The organism is Streptomyces sp. NPDC093568 (assembly GCF_044764945.1).
Classification (GTDB): Bacteria; Actinomycetota; Actinomycetes; order Streptomycetales; family Streptomycetaceae; genus Streptomyces.
Genome location: NZ_JBIWJD010000009.1, coordinates 80,706 through 101,176, shown reverse-complemented (window position 1 = coordinate 101,176; position 20,471 = coordinate 80,706). Strand labels below are relative to the sequence as shown.

20 protein-coding genes are annotated in these 20,471 nt (G+C 71.1%); 13 read left to right on the top strand and 7 right to left on the bottom strand.

Annotated elements, in window-relative coordinates; all coding sequences use genetic code 11:
• Positions 1–5: 5 nt before the first annotated feature.
• On the bottom strand, positions 6–815 hold the full coding sequence (locus ACIRD7_RS31780; RefSeq protein WP_403459012.1) for an SGNH/GDSL hydrolase family protein: 810 nt from the start codon (positions 813–815) through the stop codon (positions 6–8).
• 318 nt (positions 816–1,133) lie between these two features.
• On the opposite strand from ACIRD7_RS31780, the gene ACIRD7_RS31775 reads away from it, so the two are divergent.
• The 7 genes from ACIRD7_RS31775 (at position 1,134) to ACIRD7_RS31745 (ending at position 10,904) form a co-directional block, all read left to right on the top strand.
• On the top strand, positions 1,134–2,342 hold the full coding sequence (locus ACIRD7_RS31775) for a S8 family peptidase (protein WP_403459011.1): 1,209 nt from the start codon (positions 1,134–1,136) through the stop codon (positions 2,340–2,342).
• Positions 2,343–2,544: 202 nt separating this feature from the next.
• Positions 2,545–2,955 (top strand): hypothetical protein, encoded by a 411-nt coding sequence (locus ACIRD7_RS31770; protein ID WP_403459010.1) that lies wholly within the window; start codon positions 2,545–2,547, stop codon positions 2,953–2,955.
• Position 2,956: 1 nt separating this feature from the next.
• Positions 2,957–4,054, top strand: coding sequence for a GNAT family N-acetyltransferase (locus ACIRD7_RS31765; RefSeq protein ID WP_403459009.1), 1,098 nt, complete (start codon positions 2,957–2,959; stop codon positions 4,052–4,054).
• 374 nt (positions 4,055–4,428) lie between these two features.
• On the top strand, positions 4,429–5,274 hold the full coding sequence (locus tag ACIRD7_RS31760; protein WP_403459008.1) for a glycosyltransferase family 2 protein: 846 nt from the start codon (positions 4,429–4,431) through the stop codon (positions 5,272–5,274).
• Positions 5,271–6,275 carry a glycosyltransferase family 2 protein gene (locus ACIRD7_RS31755; protein ID WP_403459007.1) on the top strand — a complete coding sequence of 335 codons (1,005 nt, stop codon included), beginning with the start codon at positions 5,271–5,273 and terminating at the stop codon, positions 6,273–6,275. The genes ACIRD7_RS31760 and ACIRD7_RS31755 overlap by 4 nt, the downstream gene beginning before the upstream one ends.
• Positions 6,272–7,072: a polysaccharide deacetylase family protein gene (locus ACIRD7_RS31750; RefSeq protein ID WP_403459005.1), complete on the top strand. Its 801-nt coding sequence runs from the start codon at positions 6,272–6,274 to the stop codon at positions 7,070–7,072. Before ACIRD7_RS31755 ends, ACIRD7_RS31750 begins: the two co-directional genes overlap by 4 nt.
• Positions 7,065–10,904, top strand: coding sequence for a lipopolysaccharide biosynthesis protein (locus ACIRD7_RS31745; RefSeq protein WP_403459004.1), 3,840 nt, complete (start codon positions 7,065–7,067; stop codon positions 10,902–10,904). The genes ACIRD7_RS31750 and ACIRD7_RS31745 overlap by 8 nt, the downstream gene beginning before the upstream one ends.
• A 15-nt stretch (positions 10,905–10,919) precedes the next feature.
• Here the strand turns inward: ACIRD7_RS31745 and ACIRD7_RS31740 are convergent, their stop codons facing one another.
• A complete protein-coding gene (locus ACIRD7_RS31740) occupies positions 10,920–12,332 on the bottom strand; it encodes a xylan 1,4-beta-xylosidase (RefSeq protein ID WP_403459002.1) in 1,413 nt (470 codons plus the stop codon).
• Between the two features lie 166 nt (positions 12,333–12,498).
• Between ACIRD7_RS31740 and ACIRD7_RS31735 the strand changes: the two genes are divergently transcribed.
• Together ACIRD7_RS31735 and ACIRD7_RS31730 are read left to right on the top strand one after the other, a co-directional pair.
• Complete coding sequence (locus ACIRD7_RS31735; protein ID WP_403459001.1) at positions 12,499–13,593, top strand: DUF5925 domain-containing protein; 1,095 nt, start codon at positions 12,499–12,501, stop codon at positions 13,591–13,593.
• Between the two features lie 20 nt (positions 13,594–13,613).
• Complete coding sequence (locus ACIRD7_RS31730) at positions 13,614–14,384, top strand: DUF72 domain-containing protein (RefSeq protein ID WP_403459000.1); 771 nt, start codon at positions 13,614–13,616, stop codon at positions 14,382–14,384.
• On the opposite strand, the gene ACIRD7_RS31725 is transcribed toward ACIRD7_RS31730, so the two are convergent.
• Positions 14,385–14,753: a GntR family transcriptional regulator gene (locus ACIRD7_RS31725; protein WP_403458998.1), complete on the bottom strand. Its 369-nt coding sequence runs from the start codon at positions 14,751–14,753 to the stop codon at positions 14,385–14,387.
• 70 nt (positions 14,754–14,823) lie between these two features.
• On the opposite strand from ACIRD7_RS31725, the gene ACIRD7_RS31720 reads away from it, so the two are divergent.
• Both ACIRD7_RS31720 and ACIRD7_RS31715 read left to right on the top strand, forming a co-directional pair.
• Positions 14,824–15,753: a GNAT family N-acetyltransferase gene (locus ACIRD7_RS31720; protein ID WP_403458997.1), complete on the top strand. Its 930-nt coding sequence runs from the start codon at positions 14,824–14,826 to the stop codon at positions 15,751–15,753.
• The gene (locus ACIRD7_RS31715; RefSeq protein ID WP_403458996.1) at positions 15,734–16,255 is read left to right on the top strand and encodes a DUF402 domain-containing protein; all 522 of its coding nucleotides are present in this window, start codon (positions 15,734–15,736) and stop codon (positions 16,253–16,255) included. The genes ACIRD7_RS31720 and ACIRD7_RS31715 overlap by 20 nt, the downstream gene beginning before the upstream one ends.
• Here ACIRD7_RS31715 and ACIRD7_RS31710 read toward each other — a convergent pair.
• Positions 16,252–16,929, bottom strand: coding sequence for a class I SAM-dependent methyltransferase (locus tag ACIRD7_RS31710; RefSeq protein ID WP_403459378.1), 678 nt, complete (start codon positions 16,927–16,929; stop codon positions 16,252–16,254). The two genes, ACIRD7_RS31715 and ACIRD7_RS31710, sit on opposite strands and share 4 nt — an antisense overlap.
• Positions 16,930–17,078: 149 nt before the next feature.
• On the opposite strand from ACIRD7_RS31710, the gene ACIRD7_RS31705 reads away from it, so the two are divergent.
• A complete protein-coding gene (locus tag ACIRD7_RS31705; protein WP_403458995.1) occupies positions 17,079–17,213 on the top strand; it encodes a hypothetical protein in 135 nt (44 codons plus the stop codon).
• Positions 17,214–17,240: 27 nt separating this feature from the next.
• On the opposite strand, the gene ACIRD7_RS31700 is transcribed toward ACIRD7_RS31705, so the two are convergent.
• A complete protein-coding gene (locus ACIRD7_RS31700; protein WP_403458994.1) occupies positions 17,241–17,690 on the bottom strand; it encodes a GNAT family N-acetyltransferase in 450 nt (149 codons plus the stop codon).
• A gap of 141 nt (positions 17,691–17,831) precedes the next feature.
• On the opposite strand from ACIRD7_RS31700, the gene ACIRD7_RS31695 reads away from it, so the two are divergent.
• Positions 17,832–18,869 (top strand): lytic polysaccharide monooxygenase, encoded by a 1,038-nt coding sequence (locus ACIRD7_RS31695; protein ID WP_403458993.1) that lies wholly within the window; start codon positions 17,832–17,834, stop codon positions 18,867–18,869.
• Positions 18,870–18,951: 82 nt separating this feature from the next.
• Here ACIRD7_RS31695 and ACIRD7_RS31690 read toward each other — a convergent pair whose 3' ends face one another.
• Positions 18,952–19,824: an esterase/lipase family protein gene (locus tag ACIRD7_RS31690; protein WP_403458992.1), complete on the bottom strand. Its 873-nt coding sequence runs from the start codon at positions 19,822–19,824 to the stop codon at positions 18,952–18,954.
• Positions 19,825–19,997: 173 nt separating this feature from the next.
• Positions 19,998–20,444 (bottom strand): MarR family winged helix-turn-helix transcriptional regulator, encoded by a 447-nt coding sequence (locus ACIRD7_RS31685; RefSeq protein ID WP_403458989.1) that lies wholly within the window; start codon positions 20,442–20,444, stop codon positions 19,998–20,000.
• Positions 20,445–20,471: the final 27 nt, after the last annotated feature.

Below are 20,471 nucleotides of genomic sequence, written 5' to 3'. Positions count from 1 at the left end.
CAGGCTCAGGCCGCGCTGTTCAGCACCGGCAGATAACCACCTGACTGGCCCGCGGCCGTCGGGTGGTAGGACTCGGGGATGTTGAGCCAGTTGACGGCGTGCATCCAGGAGCTGCCGGAGCAGATCTCGTGCCCGGTGAAGGTGGGTCGCACGTCGCCGAAGGTGAAGCCGTGGTCCAGGGCGCGCTTCTCGGTCGCGGCGTCGATGTGGTCGGCGGCGTCGTTGAGGGCCCTGCGCTTGGTCTCGGACAGGCCGAGGCAGCCGGTGGCGCCCAGCTTGTAGAAGCGGGGGTAGCCGAGTACGACCACATGGGCGGACGGGGCCCTGCTGCGGATGGCGGAGTAGACGGTGTCGAGCCGGCCGGGGAGCGTCGAGTCGACGAACGCCTTGGCGGTGTTGATGCGTGAGACGCAGGCGCTGTCGGACTGGAGCACACAGGTCGTCATGATGTCGGCGAAGCCCGCGTCGTTGCCGCCGATCGAGATGGACACGAGGGTGGTCGCGGAGCTGAGCGGGCCCAGCTGACTGGCCATGACATCACCCGTTTGAGCGCCCGAGCAGGCCGTGAAGTCGAAGGACGAGGGTGAGTTCGCGGCGGCCCACAGGTACGGGTACGCCTTCGTGCTGCGCTTGCAGTCGCCGCTGCCGCTGATGTAGCTGCCCGCGCCGAGGCCCGAGGAGTAGGAGTCGCCGAGCGCGACATACCCGCCGGTTGCTGCGGTGTCGGCCGCCTGTGCGGTGGCCGCCCCGGTGAGGGCGGTGCCGACGGCGAGGAGGAGTGAGGCGACGTATACGGAAAGTCGGGAACGTCTCATGGAACCTCCCTATAGCAGGATCTCTGCTTTAACCGTCGTACCAACTACGCGTGTTGACGGGAAGTGTCCATGCCAAGACTTTTCCGGGCATCCCGGCACCCTGCCCATGGGTTCCCCATGAGATTGATTTCGTGTTCATGACAGGGTTGTTGACAGACCGTCAACTCCCTTGTCCGTCACCGCCGGACCACAGATCCTTTACATCGGCCCGGGAACGGGAACGCGACGTTCCGGTGCCGTGCCCGCGATCACGCGTGCACCCCCCACAGACGTGCGCCCCACCCGGGCGTGCGCCGCCTGGAGGAGGACTCCCTCGTAATGGCACAACTGCGTAGCAAGAACTTCCGGTTCGCCGCGATAACCGGCCTGGCGACCGCCGCCCTCGTCGGCGGACTCACCGCCCTCCCCGCCCAGGCCGCCCCGGCCGAGGGCAAGGTCCTGGCCGCCGGCTCCCCCACCGCGGTCAAGGACAGCTACATCGTCACGCTCAAGAAGAGCGCGGGCCTCAAGGCCTCCTCGGCCGCCGGCAAGGACCTGGTCGAGGAGTACGGCGGCACGGTGAGGAAGACCTTCACCAAGGCGCTGAACGGCTACACCGCCGCCCTCTCGGCGGCCGAGGCCAGACGGCTCGCCGCCGACCCGGCCGTGGCCTCCGTCGAGCAGAACCAGCGCGTCCAACTGGCCGACACCACGCAGACCAGCGCCCCTTGGGGCCTGGACCGCATCGACCAGACCTCGCTTCCGCTCTCCGGTACCTACACCTACCCGGACAGCGCCGGCAGCGGCGTGACGGCGTACGTCATCGACACCGGCGTACGCATCACCCACCAGCAGATCAGCGGTCGGGCCAGCTACGGCTACGACGCGGTCGACGGCGACACCACCGCCGCCGACGGCAACGGCCACGGCACCCATGTGGCCACCACGATCGCGGGCAGCACCTACGGCGTCGCCAAGAAGGCGAAGATCGTGGCGGTGCGCGTGCTCGACAACTCGGGCTCCGGCACCACCGCGGGCGTGATCGCGGGCATCGACTGGGTGACCAACAACCACTCCGGTCCCTCGGTCGCCAACCTCTCGCTCGGCGGCGGCGCCTCCAGCACGCTGGACACGGCCGTGCGCAACTCCATCGCCAGCGGCGTGACCTACGCCGTCGCGGCCGGCAACAGCAACGCCAACGCCTCCTCGTACTCCCCGGCCCGGGTCACCGAGGCGATCACCGTCGGCGCCACCACCAGCTCGGACGCGCGGGCCAGCTACTCGAACTACGGTTCGGTGCTGGACATCTTCGCCCCCGGTTCCTCGATCACGGCGGGCTGGTACACCAGCGACACCGCGACGAACACCATCTCCGGTACGTCGATGGCCACGCCGCACGTCGCGGGCGCGGCCGCGGTCTACCTGGCGAGCCACACCTCGGCCACCCCGGCCGCGGTCGCCTCGGCGCTGACCTCCGGCGCCACCACGAACGTGGTCACCAGCCCCGGCAGCGGCTCCCCGAACCGGCTGCTGAAGCTGGTGCCGTGACCCCTCCCCGCACCATCTGAACCACCGGTCCCCGCAGGCCCCACTCCTGCGGGGACCGCGCGTGCTCATGCGGGATACGAACAGATGTCAAGAGGCCGTTCGCATCTTGACGGCCGATGCGGCGCTGAGCCACATTGAAGCCCGGCATCCGGCGCTTCGGGGGGCAAAGTCGCCAATGCAGACCTTACGTATCAAGGCACGTATGAACACAGACTCGTCTCAGGACGACGAGCGCGTGCGACCAGGTCCGGGGAGGGACCTGACGCCGCTGCTCGCCGGGGCCGCGACGGCTGTGGGGGGAATCGGCGCGGTCCTCGCGCTCGTCGACTCGGGCTCGCCGCTGCGCGGCCCCTTCACACTGTTCTTCCTGCTCGCGGCGCCGGCCGGGGCCATCGCCGCCGCGCTGCGCGGGCTGGAACCCTTCGGCCGTGCGATCGCCGCGGTGGCGGGCGCGGTCGTCGTCAACATGCTGGTGACCCAGGGCATGCTGGCCGTGCACCGGTGGTCGGTACGCGGCGGGATCGTGGTGGTGACCGCGATCAGCGCCGGCATTCTCCTGCTCGTTCTGGTGCGGCGGCTGCGCGGCCGTACGACGCGAAGGCGGACGGACTGACGTGGACATCAGCGTGTACCGCCCCGGGGAGCTCAGCTCCGCCGACCGGGCGACGTGGACATCGATACAGTCCAAGGCTCATCTCCAGGGCTCGCCCGAGCTCGCCAACCCCTTCCTGTCGCCCGAGTTCACGCTCGCCGTCGGCCGCTGCCGGCGCGGGGTGCGGATCGCGGTCGTACGGGAGGGCGGCGAGCCGGCCGCGTTCTTCCCGTTCCAGCGGACGGCGGCCGGGGTGGGCCGGGCCATCGGGCTCGGCGTCTCGGACGCCCAGGGGGTGGTGCACCGGCCCGGGTTCGCCTGGGACGCCCGGGAGCTGCTGAAGGCGTGCGGGCTCGCCGTGTGGGAGTTCGACCACCTGGTGGAGGGCCAGTCGGCCTTCGAGGCGGAGTCCACCGGCACCTACCCCTCCCCGGTCATGGACGTCGACCAGGGGTACGAGGCGTATCTGGCCCAACTGCGCGAGCAGTCACCGAAGTTCACCCGGACGACGCTCGCCAAGGAGCGCAAGCTGGGCCGGGATCACGACGGGGTGCGGTATGTGCACGACGAGCGTGATCCCGCCGCGCTGCGCACGCTGATGGAATGGAAGTCCGCGCAGTACCGCAGGACCGGGCGCAGCGACCGCTTCGCGCACGCCTGGATCACGCTGCTCGTGGAGCAGCTGTTCCACACCCGCTCCGAGCCGTTCGCGGGGATCCTGTCGGTGCTGTACGCGGACGGCAAACCGGTCGCCGCGCACTTCGGACTGCGCTCCGAGCGGGTGCTGGCCTGCTGGTTCCCGGCGTACGACCCGGCCTTCTCGAAGTACTCGCCGGGCCTGGTCCTGCACCTGCGCATGGCCGAGGCGGCCGCGGCCGACGGCATCGCGTACCTCGATCTCGGCCGTGGCCAGAAGGAATACAAGGACTCCCTGAAGACACGCGAGTTGACGGTGTCGGAGGGGTGGGTGACCAGGCGTCACCCGGTCGCGTTCGGACACCGGGCACGCCGTGCCCCCGTCCGGGCGCTGCGCAACACCGTTCAGACCCGGCCGGAGCTGTTCGGACCGGCGGACCGGCTCCTCAAACGCATGGGGAAGATCCGCTCGGGACAAGGGTGACTACCGGTCAAACCAACAAAAATGTGAGGGCTCGTTCCAGCTCTTGCCATACGGGCTCAATCGTCAATACCGTCGTACATCTCACCCGCATCGGACTGTCGGCAGCGGCTCTAGGGGAGGGCTCAAGGACCGCGACAGTCCCGGCGCGGGGCGCGGTAGGGGGGTGCTCGGTGAAGGTGTCAGCACTTGTCGTCGAGTCGTGCCGCGCGACCGGCTGCCGATCTTCGGGCGGTCGGCCACACATGCCAGCTCACCGCACGCGCACGGAGAGCCACTCTTCCGTGCCGTGAGTTGAGAGAACCCCCCTTTCGAACCGGACATACAGCCGGGCCGCCCAGGGGCGGGCGGTCCACCGGACGAGAGGGACCTGACTCATGAGTTCTGTGCTGCGCCCGGCGGTCGCGGACCAAGATCCGTCACCGGCCGGCAAGTACCGGCCCGTCTCCATGCACCTGGCCATCGCGCCGCCGGTGAGCGTGGTGATCCCGGCCATGAACGAGGCGGAGAATCTGCCGTACGTCTTCAAGACACTGCCGGACTGGATACACGAAGTGGTGCTGGTGGACGGCAACTCCACCGACAACACCGTCGAGGTGGCGCGCGAGCTGTGGCCCGACGTGAAGGTCGTGCGACAGCGGGGCAAGGGCAAGGGGGATGCCCTGATCACCGGGTTCGAGGCGGCCACGGGCGACATCATCGTGATGGTCGACGCGGACGGCTCGGCCGACGGCAACGAGATCCTGTCGTACGTCTCCGCCCTGGTCTCGGGCGCCGACTTCGCCAAGGGCTCCCGCTTCGCCAACGGCGGCGGCACGGACGACATGACGCCGATCCGCAAGCTCGGCAACTGGGCGCTGTGCACGGCCGTCAACCGCAAGTTCGGCGCCCGCTACACCGACCTGTGCTACGGCTACAACGCGTTCTGGCGGCACTGCCTGGACAAGATCGACCTCGACTGCACCGGCTTCGAGGTGGAGACCCTGATGAACATCCGGGTCGTCAAGGCGGGGCTGAAGGTGCAGGAGATACCCAGCCACGAGTACCTCCGCATCCACGGCACGAGCAATCTGCGGGCCGTACGGGACGGGCTGAGGGTGCTCAAGGTGATCCTGAAGGAGCGCTCCAACCGGCGTGCCCTGCGTCGCCGCACCGCGGCGGCGCACTCCCCGATGCTCGACTCGGTTCGTTCGGGTCACTCGGTCCGGGGAGAGGCGTCTTGAGCGGTCCCGACATCTCCGTCGTGATCTGCGTGTACACCGAGGACCGCTGGGAGGACATCCTCGCGGCGGTCTCCTCGGTGCGGGCGCAGTCGTGTCCGGCTTTGGAGACGCTGCTGGTCGTCGACCACAACGCGGCGCTCCTGGACCGGCTGACCAAGGAGTACAAGGAAGCGACCGATGTGCGGGTGCTCGCCAACGCGGGTCCCCGCGGGCTGTCCGCCGGCCGCAACACCGGTATCGCGTCCTCGTACGGCGAGGTCATCGCGTTCCTCGACGACGACGCGGTGGCCGAGCGGGACTGGCTGAAGCACTTCGCGGCCGGGTACGCCGACCCGCGGGTCATGGCGGTCGGCGGGCGCACGGAGCCGATCTGGGCGTCGGGCCGCCGACCGGACTGGTTCCCGGAGGAGTTCGACTGGGTGGTCGGCTGCACCTACCGGGGCCTGCCGCGCGGCCGGGTCAAGGTGCGCAACGTCCTCGGCGGCAACGCCTCCTTCCGGCGTACGGCGTTCGACTTCGCGGGCGGCTTCGCCACCGGCATCGGGCGCGACGGCGACCGGCTGCCGCTGGGCTGCGAGGAGACGGAGCTGTGCATCCGGCTCACCCGGGCCAGGCCCGACGCGGTGCTGCTGATCGACGACCGGGCGGTGATCCACCACCGGGTGCCCGAGCCGCGCGAGCACTTCCGGTACTTCCGCACGCGGACGTACGCCGAGGGCCTGTCGAAGGCGCTCGTGGCCCGAAGTGTGGGTGCCGACAAGGGACTTGAGTCGGAGCGCCGGTACACCACCCGGGTCCTGCCGGCCGGGGTGGCGCGCGGGCTGCGGGATGCCGTACTGGCCCGGCGCGGCGGCGCGGGACGGGCCGGCGCGATCGTCGCGGGGGTGCTGACGGCGGCCGGTGGGTACGTCGTGGGGAGTGTCCGAGCGCGCCGGGGTGACGTTACGTACTCGGTGGCGGGGCTCGACGCACAGGCGGGCAGCGAGGGGGGACCGAGATGACCGACGCGCGGGTGCCGATCCTGATGTACCACGCCGTCTCCACGTCGCCGAACGACGCCACCCGTGAACTGTCGGTGGCACCGGAGGCGTTCGCGGAGCAGATGGCGCTGATCGGCGACCTGGGTCTGACGCCCGTGCGGACGGCCGAGCTCGCGGCACACTGGCGCGACGGCCGGCCGCTGCCCGAGCGGCCGGTGCTGATCACCTTCGACGACGGCTACGAGGGCGTGCACCGGCACGCGCTGCCCGTGCTCGCCAAGCACGGCTTCGCGGCCACGGTGTTCGTCTCCACGGGCTGGCTGAAGGGCCCGCACGACATGGGCGGCGGCCTGGACACCATGCTCGACTGGGACCAGGTCCGCGAACTCGCCGGGGCGGACGTCGAGATCGGCGGCCACAGCCACACGCATCCGCAGCTCGACCAGCTCCCGGACGCCCGGCTGCGCTCCGAGCTGATCCTGTGCAAGGAGATCATCTCGGACCAGCTCGGCACCGTCCCGGCCTCGTTCGCCTATCCGTACGGCTACTCCAGCCGCCGGGTGCGCGAGGCGGTGCTGGAGACCGGGTACGCCCAGGCACTCGCCGTCAACAACGGCCTCGCGCGGCGCCGGCAGGGGCCGTACGCCCTCACCCGGCTCACCGTGCGCCGCACCACCGGCATCGAGGAGTTCGGGCGGCTGGTCGAGGGCCGTGCCATCGCCCGCACCTTCGCCGGGGACCGCGCCCTCACCAAGGGGTACGCCCTGGTCCGCAGAGCCCGACAGGTCCGCCGGAAGGCCATCCGTTCCCGTGTCTGACACGACGACCACGACCGAGCCCGCATCGACCGACGCACCGGCGCCCGAGCAGTCGGGGCGCCGGCTTCGCCTGCCCGGCCTGGGCAGGTCCGCCGGGGGCAGCCAGCTGTTCCGCAACGCCTACGCCCTGATGATCAACACCGGTGTCTCCGCCGTGCTGGGGCTGGGTTTCTGGCTGGCCGCCGCCCGCTACTACTCCGAGTCCGCGGTCGGTCAGGGATCCGCCGCGATCGCCGCGATGAAGTTCCTCGCGGGCCTGACCGCGGTGACGCTGACGGGCGCGCTGGCCCGCTTCATCCCGGTCGCGGGACGCAACAGCGGCCGTCTCGTCTTCCGGACGTACGCGGGCAGTTGTGTGATCGTGGCGCTGGCCGCGGCCGTCTTCCTGCTGACGCTGGACCTGTGGGGGCCGTCGTACCGGTTCCTGAACGGGCCGCTGGGCGGGCTCTTCTTCGTGGTGGCCGTCATCGCCTGGAACCTGCTCACCCTTCAGGACGGGGTGCTGACCGGGCTGCGCAGCGCGGTGTGGGTGCCCGTCGGCAACACCGTGTTCTCGGCGGTGAAGCTGGGGCTGCTGGTGGCGTTCGCCGTGGCGATCCCCACCGCCGGGGTCTTCGTCTCCTGGGTCGCGGCGATCGCGGTGTCGGTGCTGCCGCTGGGCTGGCTGGTGTTCCGGCGGCTGGTGCCGCGCCATGTGAAGGCGACCGAGGACCACGCCGCGCCGCCGTCCCTGAAGGAGATCGGCAGGTTCCTCGCGGGCGACTACACCGGCTCGCTGTTCTCGCTGGCCGTGGTCTACCTCATCCCGGTGATCGTGGCCGCGCAGGTGTCCGCCGAGGACAACGCGTACTTCTACATCACGGCCACGATCGGCGGCACGGTCAACCTCCTCGCCATCAACATGGGCGCCTCCCTCACGGTCGAGGGCTCGCACGACCCGAGGCGGCTGGCCGCCAACACCCGGGCCGCGCTCAAGCGCATGGCGCGGATCATGCTGCCGGTCTCCGCGATCCTGTTCTTCGGGGCGCCCTGGATCCTCGGCGTGTTCGGCGCCGGCTACGCGGATGCGGCGACTCCGTTGCTGCGCTGGTTCGCGCTCGGCGCGCTGCTGCGGGTCGTGATGGAGACGTACTTCGCGGTCCTCAGGGCGCAGAGCCGCACCGCCGGGCTGGCCTGGCTGCAGGGCCTGTTGTGCGCCCTGGTGCTCGGTCTGACGCTGGTGCTGCTCCCCCGGATGGGCCTGACCGGCGCCGGCGTCGCCGAGATCGCGTCCCTCTCGGTCATCGTCGCGATCGCCGCGCCGAAGCTGTACCGGACCGTGCGGGCGACGTCCGCCGAGGTGCCCGAGGACGCGGCGCCCGACGGTGACCTCGCCGACCTGGGGGCGCGCGAGGTGTCCGAGGGGGCGCGCAAGCGGGGGCCCGCCTGGGCGCTCGACCACGACACCCTCGCCCTCGGCGTCCACGTCGACTTCGACCACCTGGAGCGGCGGCCCGACGTCCGTCCGGGCCCCGGAACACCGCCCACCGGCACCCCGCGGGTGCGTCCGGAACACCGGCCCACCTGGGCGCGGCGGCCCGAGGTCGGGCTGCCGGTGCAAGAGCGGGAGCCGGGCTCGGAGGCGTCGACGGGGCCCGCCGAGGTGGACGCGCCGTTCGAGGCCGAGTTCGACGCGGGCAAGGGCGAGGCCGGCGCCGCGCCGGAAGAGCGCGAAGAGGCTGCCGTACGGCAGGAGTCCGCCGTACGGGAAGAGCCGCCCATGCACGAAGAGCCCGTACGACAGCCCGAGGCGCCCGCGCTCTCCTGGCGCGAGCGGCTGCTGCCGACCCGCACCGGGGTCGTCCTCGGCTGTCTGCTGATCGCCGCGCTGCTGCTGTACTGGGTGCCCGCGCTGCGGCTCGGCGAGAGCGACCTGGACGGCATGGGCGGGCTCGGGCTGATCTCGGTGCTGCCGCCGTCGACGCTGCTCGGGGCGGCGCTGCTGGCGGTGACGTTCGCCTCGCTGCTGTGGCTGGGCCGGGAGCACCGGACGTTGCTGCTGGTCACGCTGCTCGCGACGGTCGTCTCACTGCACGCTCTGCCGGCCCTGATCGAGACCGAGCCACGGTTCGCGACGGCCTGGCAGCACCTCGGGTTCCTCGACTACATCGACCGCACCGGGTCGGCCGTGCCCGACCTGGACGCGCGCTGGAGCTGGCCGGGCTTCTTCGCGGTGGCCGCGTTCGTCGCGAAGGCCTGCGGGGTCACCGACCTGGGCGAGCTCATTCGCTGGTGGCCGCTGGCCATTCAACTGCTCTACCTGGTCCCGATGTTCCTGCTGGTGCGCTCGATGCGGGCGAGCTGGCGGGCCAAGTGGACCGGCATCTGGGTCTTCGTGCTCAGCGGCTGGGTGGGCCAGGACTACTTCTCCCCGCAGGGCTTCACATACCTGCTGTACCTCGTCTTCGCGGCGATCCTGCTGGTCTGGTTCCGGGCCCCCCGCGTGATCTGGACGAAGTGGCGGCCCGGCGAGGTCGAGGTCGAGCCGACGGACCGGCGGCAGCGGGCCGTGCTCCTGATGGTGGTGACCGGTCTGTTCGCGGCGAGCGTCCCGGCCCACCAGCTCACGCCGTTCGTGATGCTGGGCGTGCTGACGGCGCTCGTGCTGATCGGGCGGTCCGAACTGCGCGGCCTGCCCATCCTGTTCGGCGTGATGGTGACGGTGTGGATCGGCTTCATGGCCGAGCCGTACTGGTCGGGCCACTTCGACGAGCTCTTCGGCGGGGTCGGCGGCGTCGGCGGCAATGTGTCGTCCTCCGTCTCCGGCCGTATCGAGGGCGGCAGCTCGACGCACAAGCTCGTGCTCTACACCCGGGTGCTGCTGGCCGGCGGTGTGATGGCGTTCGCCTGCTGGGGCTGGTGGCGCCGGCGCTTCCACCACTACCGGGAGCGTTCGCTGCTCGTCCTCACCTTCGTGCCGTTCCTCGGCTTCGGCATGCAGTCGTACGGCGGCGAGATGGCCCTGCGGGTCTTCATGTTCGCCCTGCCCGGCGCGGCCCTGCTCACCGGCCTGGCCTTCTTCCCGCGCACCGGGATCACCGCCAAGGAGCGCGACAAGGACAGGGTGAGCCTGGCTCCGCTGGCCGCGCTCATGGCCGGTCTGGTGCTCATGGGCGGCTTCCTGGTGGCCCGTTGGGGCAACGAGCCGTTCGAGCGGGTGCGGCCCGGCGAGGTCGCCGCCATGGAGTACGTGTACGCCCATGACGATCCGAGCCTCAGGCTGCTGTGGCTGAGCAGCGACCCGGTCAACGACGTGACACCGGCGATGCCCTGGGGCTCGCGGGACATGGAGAAGGTCTCGTACCTGCCGACACAGGCGCCGACCGACCCCGTGCTGGTGTCGGGGCTGGTGAAGGCGCTGAAGGACGCCGGCCCGAACTCGTATCTGATGATCAACCGGGGGCAGGTCACCTACCTCCGGCTGGACGTGGGCTACTCGGCGACCTGGGAGACGCGGCTGATCCAGAACCTGGACCGGCGCCAGGAGCTGAGGAAGGTCTTCGTCAACGCCGACGTGACGATGTACGCGCTGCGCAAGCAGCCGGCGGGCGCGGTGCCGAAGGCCGATCCCGGGCCGATCGGGCCGCAGGTGACCTGGACGCCGTGGTCGGTGGTCGGCGGACTCGCGGCGCTCGCGCTGATCGTGCTGCTGATGGCCCGCGAGATCGTGCGGGTGGCGATGGCACCGAGCGTGCGGCAGCTGCGCTGGCTGCAGAGCAGCTTCTGGTTCTCGCTGCCGCTGCTGGCGGTGCTGCTGGCCTCGCTGGTGCAGCGGTTCCTGACGATCAAGTAGCGGAGGTCGGGTGGCTCAGCGTTCGAGCCACCTGACCTCGTAGGCCTGCAACTCGACCTTCCTGCCGTCGATCTTCGCGACGGTCTGCCGGTCGAGGGTGTTCACGGCGAGGATCACCCGGTCCGTGGCGAGGACCCGGACGTCGGGCTTGTCCACGGACACCGTCTTGTACGCGGCCCCCGGCCCGAACTCCTCGCCGAACCGGGAGAGCAGGTCGTACATGGGCAGCTTCGCGCCGCCCTTCGCGGTGTCGGTCGGCGTCCACAGACAGCCGGGGCAGTCGGTGCCGTTCTCCTTCTGCGGGTTCCAGTAGAAGGCGGACGTGGCACCGCCCTTGGCCAGCGCCATCATCCCGGCGGCCTGGACCGCGACCCGGCGGGCCTCGGACCAGCCCCTGCGCTCGTCGTGGCCGTCGGCGGGTTCGACGTAGTACTCGGCCCACCACAGCGGAAGGTCGCCGGTCCGCCCGCGGACCCACCGGCTCACGGCCGTGAACTTGTCGGTGGCCGTGAACTCGTCGGGCAGCAGCTCGTCGTCCCGGGTGTAGCTGGAGCCGTCCACGACGACGAAGTCGGCGCCCGCCTTGTGCTCGTTCCAGTACTCGAAGGCGTCGACGATGCGCTGGTCCATGGCGCCCCAGGACCCCTTCAGGGCCGTCGACGCCTCCTCCGCGCGCGGGTCGACGCTGTCCATCACGAGGTACGGCCCGCCGACCATGATCTGCGGGTTGACCTTCTTCAGCGCCCGGTGGACGAGGTTGTACAGCTTCGTGTAGCCCTCGTAGTCCCAGCGGGCCTCGGCGTCGTTCCAGAAGCCCTTGAACTCGTTCCAGACGATGAAGTGGCGAACGTCCGGGTAGCGCTTGGCCACGGTCACGGCGAGCGCGGCGTAGTCGTCGAAGTGCTCGGGGTCGGGTGCCGTCTCCAGGGCGGCCTGGCTCCAGTCGGTGTTGCCGACACCGGCCTCGCCGCCCTTCATCCAGTCGGGGGCGCAGCACAGGGTGACGACCGGGGTGCTGCCGGAGGCGCGGACGAAGTCGATCCGGCGGTCCATCGCCTCGAAGTCGTAACGTCCCCTGACCGGCTCGGGGTTGTCGGCGCCCCACCCCATGACGTGCTGGATCTGCGGCAGCCCGCCGGCGTCCGCGAGCCGTCCCTCGACCCGCTTGACGGCGGCGGAGGCGCCCTCGTCCGCGCTGTGCTCGGTGTGGGTGAAGCCCCAGCCCACCTCCGGGTTTCTCGCGTCCGGCGTGGCGGCCGGGGTGCCGTGCGGCTTGTCCCCGTCCCGTGAGGTGCCGTCGGTGTCCACGCCGTTGCCCGGCAGTGTGTTGAGCAAGGTCACCACCAGGGCCAGAGCCGCCGCGCCCACGCCGAGCAGCGCGGTGAGCCGCCACCGCCCCGCCCCCGAATTCCACCCATGACGTCCCATCAAGGACAACGGTAACGGGGGCGGCAGGCGCTGGGGCAGGTTTCGCACCTACACGGTCCTGTAACAGGACGGCGGGCGGCGGCGGAAGCGGCCGGCATGCCCACCACCGGGCGTTGTCGCACGGAAACCGGGTGCACGCAGCGCTTTCGTGCCGGATCATGGCCGCATGTCTGCGAACCCACACGACGCTCTGCCGATCCGGCTCAACGTCGACGACAGCGACTCGCCGTCCGACGTCGTCGACGCGCTGTTCCTCGGCCGCTTCGCGACGGGCGAGCAGCCGTACTCGCACGCGGTCAACATCGACCGGGTACGGTCCGGCGCGACGCTTCTGCCGCCGGGCGCCCGGGTGCTGCGTACGGCCCGCGACGACGACCGCAGCGCGACGCTGGCGGAGGGCGACGGCTGGACCCTGCTGGTCTCCCGCTGGAACCGCGGCGCCGACGTCACGGTGACCGCGACCACGGAGGAACTGGCCGCGCGGGTGCTGGGCGAGGCGACCGACGGCGCGGCGGACGAGCCCGAGCCGCAGCCGGAGAACGTGACGATGGGCTTCTGGTACGTCTCCCCCAGGCGCGGCCCGCACCGCACGACCCGGCAGATCTCGGCCGGCACCTGGGACGAGGTGCGGGCCAACTACACCGCGCCGGTGGCGGACGCGATGGGCCGCCTGATGAAGACGACGCCCGAGGACATCGCGGGCCGGCTGCTGTTGCTGCACGGGCCGCCGGGCACCGGCAAGACCTCGGCGCTGCGCACCCTCGCCCGCTCCTGGCGGGACTGGTGCCAGGTGGACTGCGTCCTGGACCCGGAGCGGCTCTTCTCCGACGTCGGCTATCTGATGGACATCGCGATCGGCGAGGAGGACTCGACGGGCAAGGGCCGCTGGCGGCTGCTGCTCCTGGAGGACTGCGACGAGCTGATCCGGGGCGAGGCGAAGCACACCGCGGGCCAGGCGCTGTCCCGGCTGCTGAACCTGACCGACGGCCTGCTCGGCCAGGGCCGCAACGTCCTGGTGGGGGTCACGACCAACGAGGACCTGGAGCGCCTGCACCCGGCCGTCGTCCGCCCCGGCCGCTGTCTGGCCCGCATCGAGGTGGGCCCGCTCACCCGCCGGGAGGCGGTGAGCTGGCTGGGCACGGACGAGGGCATCGGCCGGGAGGGTGCCACGCTGGCGGAGCTGTACGCACTGAAGCGGGGCACGTCCCCGACGTCGCTGCCGGATCCCCGGGACGGTGCGGACGCGGGGCTGTACCTGTAGCGGGGTGCTTTGATGGACGTATGACCCTGTTCGTCGGGACGTCCGGGTGGCAGTACCGGGACTGGCGGGGTGGCCTCTACCCCGCCGACGTGCCCATGCGGCTGTGGCTGGAGGAGTACACGGGGCACTTCGCCACGGTGGAGATCAACAACGCGTTCTACCGGTTGCCCACGCGGGAGAACTTCGCGGCCTGGCGTGAGCGGGTGCCGCCGGACTTCGTGGTCGCGGTGAAGGCGAGTCGCTATCTCACCCACATCAAGCGCCTGAAGGATCCCGAGGAGCCGGTCCACCGTCTGATGTCCCACGCGGCGGGCCTCGGCGACCGACTGGGCCCGGTCCTGCTCCAGCTTCCGCCGACCCTGCGCGCCGACCCGGGCCTCCTCGACGCCTGCCTGGCCTGCTTCCCGGCGGGGACACGGATCGCGGTCGAACCCCGGCACGAGTCCTGGTGGACGCCCGGGACCCGCGAGGTGCTCGAATCCCGGGGTGCCGCGCTGTGCTGGGCCGACGTCCGGGCCCGTCCGGTGACCCCGTTGTGGCGCACCACCGACTGGGGGTACGTCCGCTTCCACGAGGGCCGCGCCCGCCCCTGGCCCGGTTACGGCCGACGCTCCCTGGAGACCTGGGTCGACCGCATCGCCACCACCTGGGCCGACGACGAGGACATGTACGCGTACTTCAACAACGACCCCGGCGGCGCGGCGGTCCGGGACGCGGTCGTCTTCGGCAGGGCGGCGACGCGAGCGGGCCGCACGGTGACCCGTACCCCGGAGTTCGCCGCACACCGCTGACTACTCGCCGTAGACCGCCCGCAGGGCGTCGCGCACCGCGGCCAGCGCCGCCTTCTCGTCCGTCCCCAGCCGCCGGGCCCGCTCCGCGTAGGCCTGAGCGGCCGACGCCAGTTCACGTTCGGCGGCCGAGCCGGCGGCGGCCACGAACGTGCCGTTGCGCCCCCGCGTCTCGATCACCCCGTCGCTCTCCAGCGCCCGGTACGCCTTGGCGACGGTGTTCGCCGCCAGCCCCAGCGACTCGGCCAGCCCCCGCACGGTCGGCAGGCGGTACCCGACCGGCAGCGCCCCCGATCGCGCCTGCTCCGAGATCTGTGCCCGCACCTGCTCGTAGGGCGCGGCACTGTCATCGATGTGGATCTTCAAGGTCACAGGGCGATTGTCCCGTACCCGCCGGAAAATGAGAGGCATCCCCGCGCATCCCCCCGTAGCGTGCGCCTCCATGACCGTGATCGTGCGCGATCTGCGCACCGAACTGCCCGCCGACGTCGAGCGCTTCGCCCACAGCCGCCACCTCGCTCTCCCCTACGTCCTGTGGACCCCGGACGGCATCAGACACCGTCAGGCCCACACCCATCCCGACGCCCACTACCGCTCGCTGGTGGCGGAGGAGGACGGCGAGACGATCGGCACCGCCCAGGTCGGCATCGCGTACGACAGCCCGGAGCCCGGACAGGGATACCTCAACATCTATGTGCGGCCGGACCGGACCCGGCGCGGCGCCGGCGGTCTGCTGGTGCGCGCCGCCGAGGAGCACCTGAGGGCACTGGGTGCGACCAAGCTGTTCTCCTGGGTCCTGGACGAGCCGGACAACCGCGCGTTCGCCGAGCGGCACGGCTATCGCGCCAGCCGCTCCGCCCTCTTCCTGCGGCTGGACCTGGTGAACACCGCGCTGCCGCCGATCGGGGACCTCCCGCCGGACGTCGAGTTGCGCGCCTTCGCCGACTTCGCCGACGACCCGCGCCCGCTGTTCGAACTGGACGCGGAGACGACGTCGGACGAACCGAGCGACGTCGGCGCCGAGTTGACCGAGTACGAGACCTGGGTCGCGGAGACCTGGAAGCACCCGCTGCTCGACCCGGAGCTGTCGATGGCCGCGGTCGTCGACGGCCGTCCCGCGGCCTTCAGCATCGCCTTCACGGACCGCGCCACCCGCTACTCCACGGCGATGACCGGCACCGCCCGCGCCCACCGCGGCCGCGGCCTGGCCAAGCTCGCCAAGAACGCCTCCCTGCACCGCGCCCGTGCGGCCGGCTACCGGGAGGCGTTCACCGGCAACGACACCGACAATGAACCCATGTTGGCGATCAACAGGTGGTTCGGGTACGAGATCTGCGCGACGGAGGTCCGCCATGTCCGCGAACTGGGCTGACGGGAAAGCCGACCAAGAAGGCGGACGCCTGCTGGACGTGGTCCTGGTCAAGGGCGGCCGCACGAAGATCCGTTACGCGGCCGAGCTGCTCGCCGACGACGGTACCCGCGTCACCGTACGCGCCCCCTGGTCCGGCGACGGCGTGCGTGACTTCGGGTTCGTCCGGTTCGAGCCGGGCGACGTCTTCACGGAGTACTACTGGCGCGACCGCTGGTACGCGGTGAAGGAGGTCCGCACCGCGACGGGCGCCCTCAAGGGCTGGTACTGCGACGTCACGCGGCCCGCCACGCTGTCCGGCGGCGAGCTGGTCGTCGAGGACCTCGACCTGGACCTGTGGCGCTCCGCCGACGGCACGGAGGTGCTCCGGCTGGACGAGGACGAGTTCGCCGAGAGCGGGCTGGCGCAGCGGGATCCCGAGGCCGCCGCCGCGGCCGTGGCGGCCCTCGACGAGCTGGAGTCGCTCGCCGACGCGGAGGGCGGCCTGGAGTCGCTGCTGGCCTAAGCCGGCGTCGCGGGGTCCGGCATGCTCTCCCCGAGCTCTTCGAGCAGGCCCTGGGCCGTGGCCAGCACGGCGTACCGTTCGTCGTCCACGGCCTTCCCCCAGAGCCGCTCGTCGTCCGACAGCCGCTCAACCCGCACCTGCCCGGCGAGCGGTGCGAGCAACCCGGTGAGCCGGTCCGCCGCAATGCCGACCGGGACGGCCGGGGCGGCTGTCCTCCACACGCCCTCGACCAGCACGAACAGTCCTCCCGGGCGCAGCAGCCCGCGCCAGTGCCGCAGGACCCGGCCCGGGTCGGGCAGCGCCCACAGCACATGGCGTACGAGCACGACGTCGAACCGCTCCTCCCCCACCGGCGGCGCCGCCGCGTCACCGACGAGGAACACCGCGTCGCGCCCGGCGAGCTTGGCGCGGGCGAGGTCCACCATCGCCGGGGAGCGGTCCACCCCGGTGACCCGGTGTCCCTGTTCGGCCGCGAGCAGCGACATGCTGCCGGTGCCGCAGCCGACGTCGAGGAGGTCGCAGCGGCGCTCGGGCAGCCAGGAGCGCAGCCGCGCGGCCCATGCGTGGCGCACCCGGGGGTCGCGCAGGCCGTGGTCGGGCTCGTCGTCGAAGGAGGCGGCGGCCGCGTCCCAGTCCACGCCCTGCCCTGTGACGGCGTGTTCACCGTTCGTCATGTCGGTCATGCGGCCAAGAGTGACACCCGCCACTGACAGTCGAATCGTGACAGCCGCCACTGACAGGACCTGCGGCGATGAGGAACTGTCCCCGCAAAGGTCTACCTCCATGAGAACGAGGAACTCGGTGGACCCTGAAGGAGGCAGCCATGCGCCGTACAACCGTGCAGAAGCCCCTGAGGAAGTCGGACGCCCGCAGGGTCCGTGAGGAGGCTGACGAACGCCCCTCGGGACGACCGGAGGTCCGCAAGGACATCGCACGCACGTGGTGGCCGGACGGCTGAGACGCCCAGCCGGTCACGCGAGACGCGTCAGTCGAGCCGCTTGCGGTAGTGGACGCGGTCGAACCGCCCCTCGGCGCGCCGCTCGACGACTTCGTAGCCGTACTTCGGGTAGATCTTCTGGTTCTCCCGCATCAGCGCGTGCGTGTAGAGCCTGACCTCGGGCAGGCCGAGCGCACGCGCGCGTGCGTCCACGAAGTGCAGCAGCCGTCGCCCCACGCCCCTGCCATGGGCGTCGGGGTGGACGGCGATGCTGTCGAGGAACAGATGGTCCTCGCGCGCCTCGAGCACGACGAGCCCGAGCACGGGATCGCCCACCACGAACACCTTCCCCGCGGCCACGTTCACCTCGTGGTCCGCCGTCATGGGCTCGGGCATCCGCCCGATGCGTGCGACGTAGGGCGTGTAGGCCGCGTCCGTCACCGCCTTCACGGCCGGTACGTCGGCGGCCGTGGCGGGCCGGATCACCTCGCTCGTCATGGCGTACGCGCCGCCTTCCTGATCTCAGTCTGAGCACTCCCTTAAGGCGACCCTAAAGATCGCCTCGAACCCCCTGCAACAGGCGATTTCACGGTTTCTTTGGTCCGGCACGCATCAGTTCCGGTTCCGAGGAGATCCCCCATGCCCGCACGCCGCCGCAAGGCCGCCGCTGTCGCCGCCGTCGGCCTGGCCCCGCTTGCCCTGACCGCCCTCGCCGCCGCGCCCGCCTCGGCGCACGGTTCGATGGGCGACCCGGTCAGCCGGGTCTCGCAGTGCTACGCGGAGGGTCCGGAGAGCCCGAAGTCCGACGCGTGCGAGGCGGCGGTCGCGGCGGGCGGCACGCAGGCCCTCTACGACTGGAACGGCATCCGCATCGGCGACGCCGCCGGCCGGCACCAGGAGCTGATCCCGGACGGCAAGCTGTGCAGCGCGAACAACCAGGAGTTCAAGGGCCTGGACCTGGCTCGCGCCGACTGGCCGGCGACGAGCGTGAGCAGTGGGTCGTACACCTTCAAGTACCGCGTGACCGCCCCGCACAAGGGCACGTTCAAGGTCTACATCACCAAGGAGGGCTACGACCCCACGAAGCCGCTCGCCTGGGACGACCTGGACCTGACCAAGCCGGTGGCGACGGTCACCGACCCGGCGGCCTCGGGTGGCTTCTACACGTTCTCCGGGAGCCTGCCGCAGCGCTCCGGCAAGCAGTTGCTGTACGCGGTGTGGCAGCGCTCCGACAGCCCGGAGGCGTTCTACTCCTGCTCGGACGTGACGTTCGGCGGCGGTAGTGGCGGGACTGGCGGCGGCAGCACGGACGGTGGCGGCACGGACGGTGCCGGGAGCGACGGCTCCGGTGGCGAGGCGGCTCCGGCCCCGAGCGCCTCCGCGCCCTCCGAGGAGCAGATCGAGGCCGGTGCCGAGCAGTCGACGATCGAGCACCACGGCCATGGTGACCAGGACGCCAGTACGTCGGCGGAGCCGGTGACGAAGGCCGACGAGGCGCAGTCCGCGCCGGCCAACGAGCCGAAAGCGGCCGGGGCCGGCGAGAACCTCGCCGAGACGGGCGGGGACAGCAGCACCGCGTATCTCGCGATGGGTGGGGCGGCGACCCTGGCGCTGGGTTCGGCGGTCCTGTTCACGTCGGTGCGCAGGCGGGCGGCCGGCGGTCGCCACGGCCGCTGACCCCATGGGTTCCGGGGCCTGAACGGCGGCTCAGGCCGGTCAGGCCCCGGCGGTGTGTTCCGGTGGCTCAGCGCTCACGCGCTCAACTGAAAACGGACGCGCAGGTGGTCGGGGTGGCGCGCGCCGGGTCGAGCGCGTTGGCCACCTCGTGGAAGGCGATGCGGTCGGTCAGACCGAGGAAGGCGTGCTCGGATATGTCGACCGCGCACAGGTCCTGGATCAGGACGTTCCTCACGTCGGGGCCGCTGAGGAACTGGCTCCGGTAGGGCGTGACCACCTCGTCGTACTTCGTGGCGATGACCGTGTAGCGGACGCCGGGGACGGTGTCGCCGCCCGCGTTGAGCTTGTTCATGAACTCGGAGCCGACGACCTGCTGGGCGAGCGCGGGGGTGGTGGTGTTGAGCAGGTCCCCGGCGCCGGGGAAGTACGGCAGCAGGTTGGTGAGCCCGCCGAGCGTCGTGCCGTGGTTGTTGGGCGCGATGCCGACGAGGGCGTTCACCTTGCCGGCCCCGCCGAGGAACTTGAGGTAGTAGCGGGGCATCATGCCGCCCTGCGAGTGGCCGACGAGGTCGGCCTCGGCGGCGCCGGTCGCGGCGAGCACCTTGTCGACATAGGCGGAGAGTTGCTCCGCCGACTTGTCGATGGGGCCGAGGGCGTGGAAGAACGGCACGCCAGGCAGCTGACCGTAGTCGAGGGAGAAGACGCAGTAGCCGCGGCCCGTCAGGTAGGGCGCGAGGCCCAGCCAGTTGTCGACGGAGTTCGCCAAGGTGCCGTGCACGAGGACGACGGGGCGGGGGTGGGCGGCGGACGGCTTGCAGGAGTAGTCGTTCCAGCCGGTGCTGGAGGCGGTCCCCGTTTCGGCCGCCTGGGCGGTGGTGGCGGCGGGGACGACTGCGACCGCGGCGGTCAGCAGTAGCGCGGCCAGGGGTCTGAGCACTCGTTTCCAGGGCAGCATCGTGTGATCTCCTTGCGGCTCAAGGGAGGTGCGACGGCCTTACGCCCTGTGATCCGGATCACGAGGATGCTGTTCACTCGTCAAGTTACGGGTGAGTAGCTGACGTGTGAAGTTACGCGTCAGTAAAAACTTCCAGTGGTAGTAAGGGACGTTTTACGTTCCCTGATGAACCGTCACCAGGCGGGCCTGATGGGGCCATAGGGAGCGATCCGCCCCAACTGCCCGAGCAACGCGCGCACTTCACCCTCGCCCAGCACATCGACCCAGGTCCGGACGGCATCGGCGGCCGCCTCCTCGGCCGCACGAGTGCAGGCCCACCCGCGCTCGGTGAGCACGACCAGCCGCGCCCGGGCGTCCTCGGGATGCGGCCGGCGCTCGGCGTACCCCCTGCGCACGATCTCGTCGACGAGCTGACTCGCGGCCTGCTTGGTCACGCCGAGATGGACGGCGAGGTCGGTGGCGGTGGCACCGTCCGGGGCGAGCCGGGCGAACGCGAATCCGTGTGCGGGCCGCACCCCCTCGAAGCCCCGCGCGACCACGCCGTCATGGATGCGTTGCGTGAGCTCACCGGCTACGGCGAGCAGGGCGGCGGACAGGGCCATGGCTTCGGAGTTCTGCACGCAGGCATTGAAACACCCTTGACTGAT

What these genes read in the sequence shown, in the direction of transcription:
- ACIRD7_RS31780 (WP_403459012.1), bottom strand. Translation starts at nt 815, where the DNA reads ATGAGACGTTCCCGACTTTCCGTATACGTCGCCTCACTCCTCCTCGCC.
- ACIRD7_RS31775 (WP_403459011.1), top strand. Translation starts at nt 1,134, where the DNA reads ATGGCACAACTGCGTAGCAAGAACTTCCGGTTCGCCGCGATAACCGGC.
- ACIRD7_RS31770 (WP_403459010.1), top strand. Translation starts at nt 2,545, where the DNA reads ATGAACACAGACTCGTCTCAGGACGACGAGCGCGTGCGACCAGGTCCG.
- ACIRD7_RS31760 (WP_403459008.1), top strand. Translation starts at nt 4,429, where the DNA reads ATGAGTTCTGTGCTGCGCCCGGCGGTCGCGGACCAAGATCCGTCACCG.
- ACIRD7_RS31750 (WP_403459005.1), top strand. Translation starts at nt 6,272, where the DNA reads ATGACCGACGCGCGGGTGCCGATCCTGATGTACCACGCCGTCTCCACG.
- ACIRD7_RS31740 (WP_403459002.1), bottom strand. Translation starts at nt 12,332, where the DNA reads ATGGGACGTCATGGGTGGAATTCGGGGGCGGGGCGGTGGCGGCTCACC.
- ACIRD7_RS31735 (WP_403459001.1), top strand. Translation starts at nt 12,499, where the DNA reads ATGTCTGCGAACCCACACGACGCTCTGCCGATCCGGCTCAACGTCGAC.
- ACIRD7_RS31730 (WP_403459000.1), top strand. Translation starts at nt 13,614, where the DNA reads ATGACCCTGTTCGTCGGGACGTCCGGGTGGCAGTACCGGGACTGGCGG.
- ACIRD7_RS31720 (WP_403458997.1), top strand. Translation starts at nt 14,824, where the DNA reads ATGACCGTGATCGTGCGCGATCTGCGCACCGAACTGCCCGCCGACGTC.
- ACIRD7_RS31715 (WP_403458996.1), top strand. Translation starts at nt 15,734, where the DNA reads ATGTCCGCGAACTGGGCTGACGGGAAAGCCGACCAAGAAGGCGGACGC.
- ACIRD7_RS31710 (WP_403459378.1), bottom strand. Translation starts at nt 16,929, where the DNA reads ATGACGAACGGTGAACACGCCGTCACAGGGCAGGGCGTGGACTGGGAC.
- ACIRD7_RS31705 (WP_403458995.1), top strand. Translation starts at nt 17,079, where the DNA reads ATGCGCCGTACAACCGTGCAGAAGCCCCTGAGGAAGTCGGACGCCCGC.
- ACIRD7_RS31700 (WP_403458994.1), bottom strand. Translation starts at nt 17,690, where the DNA reads ATGACGAGCGAGGTGATCCGGCCCGCCACGGCCGCCGACGTACCGGCC.
- ACIRD7_RS31695 (WP_403458993.1), top strand. Translation starts at nt 17,832, where the DNA reads ATGCCCGCACGCCGCCGCAAGGCCGCCGCTGTCGCCGCCGTCGGCCTG.
- ACIRD7_RS31690 (WP_403458992.1), bottom strand. Translation starts at nt 19,824, where the DNA reads ATGCTGCCCTGGAAACGAGTGCTCAGACCCCTGGCCGCGCTACTGCTG.